Origin of the sequence: Curtobacterium sp. MCLR17_044 (assembly GCF_003234435.1) — a bacterium.
Lineage (GTDB): Bacteria > Actinomycetota > Actinomycetes > Actinomycetales > Microbacteriaceae > Curtobacterium > Curtobacterium flaccumfaciens.
Genome location: NZ_QKTC01000042.1, coordinates 1 through 6,426 on the forward strand (window position 1 = coordinate 1; position 6,426 = coordinate 6,426).

A 6,426-nucleotide genomic window follows, 5' to 3' on the forward strand; every position below is an offset into this window, starting at 1 on the left:
GTGGGGCCCTGCGGCGGGCGGGCGGGCGCGTTCGAGCGACGGCCCGGCTAGGTCCGTGCGAGCAGCCGACGACCCAGCCAGTCGTCCGCGTGGCGGACCCCGGGCAGGGCGAAGTAGTAGCCGCCACCGACCGGCGACACGTAGTCGACGAGGGGTTCGTCGACCAGGCGCCTCTGCACGGCGACGAACTGCCGTTCCAGGTCGGCCTGGAAGCACGCGAACAGCAGGCCCATGTCGAGGTCGCCGTTCGTGTCGGTCCCGTTGTCGTAGTTGTACGGACGACGGAGCATCTGCTGTGCACGGGCCTCGGCGGTTCGGGGGTTCGCCAACCGGATGTGCGCGTCCATCTGGATGACGTCGCCGGTCGGGTCGTCCTGGTACCGGGGGTCGTCGAACTCGCCGCTGCGGGTGAGCGGGGCACCGGAGTCGCGATGCCGGCCGATCATGTTCTCCTGCTCGTGCAGTGAGACGCGGTCCCAGAACTCGACGAACATCCGGATGGTCCGCACGACGTGGTAGCTGCCCCCGGTGACCCAGTCGGGTTCGCCGTCCTGTCCGCCGCGGGTCCAGACCAGGTCGTCCATGACGCTGCGGTCCGCGGTGGACGGGTTGCCGGTGCCGTCCTTGAACCCGAGCAGGTTGCGCGGGGTGCCGGAGGGGCGCGGCGGGGACGCGAAACCGTCCTGCCGCCAGCGCACCTGCATGCCACCGCGGGTGGCCCGGGCGATGTCGCGGACGGCGTGCAGGACGGTGTCGGTGTTGTGCGCGCACACCTGCAGCAGCAGGTCGCCGTCCGAGATCGACCGGTCGAGGTCGTCGTTCGGGAAGTCCTCCATCGTCCGCAACCGCGCCGGGCGCTGCCCCGACAGGCCGTACCGGTGGTCGAAGAGCGAGGCGCCGACGCTCGCGGTCACGGTGAGCCCGTCGGCCGCGACCTCCGGTCCGAGCACGCCGGAGTCGGCCGGCGGCGCGGTGATCCCGACGTCGGCAGGCGTGCCGCCACGGGTGAGGAACCGGGCCCGCTCGGTGATCGTCCGGAGCAGGTCGGCGAGCTCCCCGCGGTCGGCCGCGGTCACGTCGAACGCCAGGAACGCCGACTGTCGCTGCGCGGGCGTGGTGATCCCCGCCTGGTGCGCCCCGTGGAACGCGTACGAGGAACCGGGCGGAGCGTCGGCACCGCCCGTGGTCGCGGCGGCTGCCTGGAGGCCCGTCCCACCCCCGGCGGTCAGGCTCGCCGCCGCCGCGGCGGCTCCGGCACCTGCCCCGACCGCGCTGGTCAGGAACGCGCGGCGGCCGACGCCGCGGGTGGGGCCGGTCGGCGGCTGCTGGTCGCCCGGGGCGCCGGCGGGACACGCGCTGCCGTCGGCGGACAGTCCGAGGCGGGCGTGCGCCTCGGTCATCCGTCGGTACGTCGCCGCGTCCATCCCGCGTGGGAGTTGCCGGCTCTGGAGGCCCTGCCGGCCCTGGCGCTGCGGTCGTTCGGTCACGAGGTCCTCCTCGGGTCGCAGATGGCGGCGACGGGGGCGAGTCGTTCGAGCGCAGCGTCGAGGTCGGCGTCCAGGTGCTCGCGGGCGGTGCGGTCGAGACCGTCGAGGGTGTCCCAGCTGCCGTCGGGCCGTCGGTGTGATCCCACGTCTGCGCGGAGGGTCGCCAGCGCGCGATCGGTGGCCCGGAGCCCCGGGTAGCGGGTCCGCAGGATCGACCGGAGCGGCTCGAGCGCGTGTTCCGTCCCGATGGTGTTCGCGTCGATCGTCGCCAGTGCGGTGTGACTGCCGGCGTCGGTGGCCCCGGTCGCCTCGAAGCGGAGCGCGTTCTCGAGGATCTCGTGCGAGCGCAGGCCGATGTCGAGCGGGTCGACCCGTTGGGTGGGGAACGTCCGGCGCAGGTGTGCGACGGCGGCGACCAGGGCGTCGGCGGGCGCGACGGCGCGACGGCTGGGCGCACCCGACCACAGCAGCGCCTCGACGCGGTGGAACCCGGTCAGGTGCGGGTCGTCGAGTGCGGTCCGTCCGGCGGCCGGGAGCCCGTTGATCGCGGTGTCGTCGTCGCCGAACGCACCGTAGGCGGCTCCGAGCTGCTCGTACTCGCGGTGCCCGGTCAGCCAGTCCCGCCGTGCAGCGCCGACGTCACCTGCACGGACGTCGGCGTCCAGCGCACGCACGTCGGCGAGCAGCGCCGGCAGGCGACTCTCGATCCAGGCGCCGTACGACTTCGCGGCGGGGATCAGGTCGTCGCGGGTGACCGGGACGATCCCCGGGGTCTCGTCGCTGACGTGGGTGGCGCCGCGCAGGTGGACGACGGGGCCGGTGCTCGGGTTCGCGTCGGCGGGCAGACAGCGGAACCGGTACTGGCCGCGCGGGAGGCGGACGCCGTAGTCGTGCGTCGCACCCGATCCCAGACCCTCCGCGTCGAGGTAGACCGCGCCGTTCGTGGGGTCGACCAGCTGCACCTCGATCCCGGCGACGGAGGTGTTGTGGATCCGGAACGACTGGGGGCCGGCGAGGGCGCGGTCCGGGCTCGCGGGCCACCCCGTCCCGCAGGCGTCTGTGCCGGCCTGCACGGTGACCGCCGACGTCTGCGGCGCCGGCGAGGGGACCAGGTGCGGGGCGACGATCGCCGTCCCCACGAGTGCCCCGAGCGCGCCGACGACCACTGCCGTCGTGGCACGAACCGACATCGGCACCGATGACCCCATCCTGTAGCAACTCACAGAACACCCTGATCAGAGCCACTTTCGGCTCGACCAGGGCAACCATAGAGTCGCTCTCGGGGCAGTTTTCCCGTCGTTCACCGCAGGGCGGTTCTGTTCACCGGATCGTCATCGAGCGGCCTGCGGCGAACGGGCGCACCCGGGTGGCGTGGGCCGCTCGAGCTCGAGCTAGAGCTCGACCTCGAACGGCTCGGTGCGCACGAGCTCGTGCACGCCGGAGATGACCTCGCTCGGGCGGAACGGGTACCGGTCGATCTCGGCCTGGTCGCTGATGCCCGTCATCACGAGCACGGTGTGCAGCCCCGCCTCGATGCCGGCCTGCACGTCGGTGTCCATGCGGTCGCCGATCATGCCGGTGTTCTCGGAGTGCGCGCCGATGCGGTTCATCGCGGAGCGGAACATCATCGGGTTCGGCTTGCCGACCACGTAGGGCTGCTTGCCGGTGGCCTTCTCGATCATCGCCGCGATGGCGCCGGTGGCCGGCAGGACCCCCTCGGCGCTCGGGCCGGTGGCGTCGGGGTTCGTCACGATGAACCGGGCGCCGGCGCGGATGAGCCGGACGGCCTTGGTGATCGCCTCGAACGAGTAGTTGCGGGTCTCACCGACGACGACGTAGTCGGGGGCGGTCTCGGTCATGATGAACCCGGCCTCGTGCAGGGCGGTCGTCATGCCGGCCTCACCGATTACGAACGCCGAGCCACCGGGCATCTGCGACTTGCAGAAGTCGGCCGTGGCGAGCGCACTCGTCCAGATCCGCTCCTCGGGCACGTGCAGGCCCGAGCCCCGCAGCCGGGCGCTGAGGTCGCGCGGCGTGAAGATCGAGTTGTTCGTCAGCACGAGGAACTCGGTGCCGTCGTCGAGCCACTGCTGGATGAGTTCCGGCGCGCCCGGGAGCGCCTGGTTCTCGTGGACGAGCACGCCGTCCATGTCGGTCAGCCAGCACTCGACGTCGTCTCGGGTCGCCATGGCCCTCACCCTACTGCGCAGGGGTTCAGGCCCGGCTCGTGGCCGGCTCGGAAAGGGCCGGGAGGCCCGGGGCGGCTCTTGCGCGCTGCTCCGAGACCCGAGAAGGTCGAGACACCGAACCGCGGTCGGCTTTTGCCCTACGCTTTTCGGGACACGTACCGAATCAAGGAGGCCCCTCGTGCTCGTCGAACCCGGAACCCCGTCCGCCGCGCCCCGACCCACCCCGGTGTCGGAGACGGAGCTCGAGGTGACGCCGCGACGACGCCGAGGCCGCCCGAACGTGCTCTCCCGCGAGCAGGTGATCGACGCCGCCACGACCATCGCGAACGAGGACGGCCTCGACCGGCTGTCCTTCCGGGCCCTGGGCGTGCGGCTCGGGGTCGCTCCGATGACCGTGCACCGGACCATCGGCGGGCTGGACGACCTGCACGCCGAACTCGTCCGCCGCACCGTCGACGAGTTCACCGCCACCTTCGTCTGGCCGGACGAGTGGCACGCCGTCGTCCGCACCTTCGCCGCGACGTTCCGCGACCTGATGCGCACCCACCCGCTCGTGCTCGAGTCGCACAGCCAGCGCGCCCCGCTCGCCTCGACCGAGTCCGACGCCGTCGTCGCGAAGGTCGTCGGTGCCCTGCAGGACGCCGGGCTGCCGCCGGCCGAGGCGATGTACACCTTCTTCGTCGTCTACGACTTCGTGGTCGGGCACGCCGGGGTGCAGGTCGGGCGCGGGGACTCCGAGGCCGGACGCCCCGAGCGGCACCGGCTGGTGGGCGAGATCCTCGGCGAGCACTCCTACGACGACCGGTTCGCGCTCGGCCTCGACATCCTGATCGCCGGCATCGAGTCGCGCATCGCCCACGGGTCCGGCACCGCCTGAGCCCGCGGCGCCGCGGGGCGCTGCCGTCGTCGGGCCGGTGCCGTGTGCGCCGTACGCTGGTCGGGTGACCACTGCGCCCGAACCGTCGCACGAGCTGACGACCAACGGGGTGGGGCCGCACCCGGAACCCTGGCCCGACGACCCGCGGCTCGACCCGGAGCTGCTGGCCGCCGGGGACTCCCGGAACGTGCTCGACCGCTACCGGTACTGGTCGATGGACGCGATCGTCGCCGAGCTCGACACCCGCCGGCACACGTTCGACGTGGCGATCGAGAACTGGCAGCACGACCTGAACATCGGGTCGATCGTGCGGAGCGCCAACGCCTTCCTGGCCGGCACCGTGCACATCATCGGACGACGCCGGTGGAACAAGCGCGGAGCGATGGTCACCGACCGGTACCAGCACGTCCGCTACCACCCCGACGTCGAGGCCTTTCTCGCCGCGATGGCCGAGGAACAGCGACCCGTCGTCGCCATCGACAACACCCCCGGGGCCGAGCGCATCGAGACCGCGACGATCCCGGAGCGCTGCGTGTTCCTGTTCGGGCAGGAGGGCCCCGGGCTCACCGACGAAGCGGTGGCCGGGGCGTCCGGGCACCTGGAGATCACGCAGTTCGGGTCGACGCGGAGCATCAACGCCTCGGCCGCGGCCGCGATCGTCATGCACAGCTGGGTCGTCCAGCACGCGGAGTTGCCGGGCGCGACTTCCTGAGCAGAAATGGTCGGGCACGTGCCCTGGACCCGACCATTCGTGCTCACGAAGCGGGCGGGGCGGAGGCGAGGCGGGCCTCCCGGCCGGGGTGCTGTCAGCGCGCGGCGGTGGTGCGGCGCGCGACCAGGCGGGGTTCGACGAGGAGTTCCGTGGCGGCGATCCGCGGATCGGCGATGCGGGCCAGCAGGCGCTCGCCGGCGCCGCGGCCGATCTCGACACTGCGGTCGTCGATGCTCGTCAGGCCGACGTACCGCATCGCCGCCACCGGGGTGTCGTCGTAGCCGATGACGGAGACGTCCTCGGGGACGCGCAATCCGCGTTCGGCGAGCTCGGACAGGGCACCGAGGGCCATCACATCGTTCGCGGCGAAGACGGCCGTGACGTCCGGGTGCTCGTCGAGGAGCATGCCGAGGGCGCGGGAACCGGCCTCCTCGGTGGGTTCACCCGGCAAGACCGTCGTGACGACAGAGGCGCGTGCTGCTGCGGCCTGCTCGAACCCGGACTGACGTTCGGCCGAGGCCGCCGAGCTCGCACCGACGAACCCGAGTCGGGTGTGGCCGAGGTCGAGCAGGTGCTGCGCCGCGATGCCGCCACCGGCGTGGTCGTCGTTCGCCACGGTGTCCGCGCGGGGGATCGCCACGCGGCCACCGGCGATCACGAGCGGCATCGAGGCGGGGATCGCGAGGTCGGTGGTGGGCTCGCCGGCGATCACGATGCCCTCGACGCGCATGGAGAGGAAGCCCTCCACCGGAGACGCATCGAGCCCCGTGTTGAGGAACCGGTCGGCGACCACGAGCCGGTGCCCCTGGTCCTGCAGGCTCTCGCGCAGGCCGGTCAGCAGGTCCACGAACCACTGGTTGCGGAAGTCGTCGAGGACCACGCCGATGGTGCGGCTGCGCGTGCCGGCGAGGGAGACGGCCGCGGTGGAGGGGCGGTAGTCGAGTTCCTGGATGGCCTTGAGCACGGCGGCCCGGCGCTGGTCGCTGACCCGGGGGGAGCGCTGCAGCACGAGGGAGACGAGGGACTTCGAGACCCCGGCGCGTGCGGCGACGTCGTAGATGGTCGCGGGCTTGCCGTCTCCCATGATGCGCTTCGACCTCCGTTGGCTCGTGCGTCGATCGTAGCGGTTGACGTGACATGGGCCGGCGGGCGGGTGGGTGG

6 protein-coding genes are annotated in these 6,426 nt (G+C 72.5%); 2 read left to right on the plus strand and 4 right to left on the minus strand.

All coding sequences use genetic code 11. The features are described from left to right. Window positions 1–47: 47 nt before the first annotated feature. The 3 genes from efeB to DEJ04_RS18030 form a co-directional block, all read right to left on the minus strand. A complete protein-coding gene (gene efeB, locus DEJ04_RS18020; protein WP_258371431.1) occupies window positions 48–1,487 on the minus strand; it encodes an iron uptake transporter deferrochelatase/peroxidase subunit in 1,440 nt (479 codons plus the stop codon). Further along, entirely contained in the window at window positions 1,484–2,677 is a 1,194-nt protein-coding gene (locus DEJ04_RS18025; RefSeq protein ID WP_111048007.1) for an EfeM/EfeO family lipoprotein, read from the minus strand. Before DEJ04_RS18025 ends, efeB begins: the two co-directional genes overlap by 4 nt. Window positions 2,678–2,878: 201 nt before the next feature. After that, entirely contained in the window at window positions 2,879–3,676 is a 798-nt protein-coding gene (locus DEJ04_RS18030) for an HAD-IIA family hydrolase (protein ID WP_027464991.1), read from the minus strand. A gap of 178 nt (window positions 3,677–3,854) precedes the next feature. Between DEJ04_RS18030 and DEJ04_RS18035 the strand changes: the two genes are divergently transcribed. Together DEJ04_RS18035 and DEJ04_RS18040 are read left to right on the plus strand one after the other, a co-directional pair. Continuing rightward, window positions 3,855–4,553, plus strand: a complete 699-nt coding sequence (locus DEJ04_RS18035) for a TetR/AcrR family transcriptional regulator (RefSeq protein ID WP_181437882.1) — start codon at window positions 3,855–3,857, stop codon at window positions 4,551–4,553. 64 nt (window positions 4,554–4,617) lie between these two features. Then, window positions 4,618–5,265 carry a TrmH family RNA methyltransferase gene (locus tag DEJ04_RS18040; RefSeq protein WP_111048004.1) on the plus strand — a complete coding sequence of 216 codons (648 nt, stop codon included), beginning with the start codon at window positions 4,618–4,620 and terminating at the stop codon, window positions 5,263–5,265. Window positions 5,266–5,359: 94 nt separating this feature from the next. Here the strand turns inward: DEJ04_RS18040 and DEJ04_RS18045 are convergent, their stop codons facing one another. Continuing rightward, window positions 5,360–6,349, minus strand: a complete 990-nt coding sequence (locus DEJ04_RS18045; RefSeq protein ID WP_111048005.1) for a LacI family DNA-binding transcriptional regulator — start codon at window positions 6,347–6,349, stop codon at window positions 5,360–5,362. Window positions 6,350–6,426 lie beyond the last annotated feature (77 nt).

Excerpts from the sequence above, each read along its gene's own strand:
- DEJ04_RS18025 (WP_111048007.1), bottom strand. The coding sequence starts at position 2,677 with ATGTCGGTTCGTGCCACGACGGCAGTGGTCGTCGGCGCGCTCGGGGCA.
- DEJ04_RS18030 (WP_027464991.1), bottom strand. The coding sequence starts at position 3,676 with ATGGCGACCCGAGACGACGTCGAGTGCTGGCTGACCGACATGGACGGC.
- DEJ04_RS18045 (WP_111048005.1), bottom strand. The coding sequence starts at position 6,349 with ATGGGAGACGGCAAGCCCGCGACCATCTACGACGTCGCCGCACGCGCC.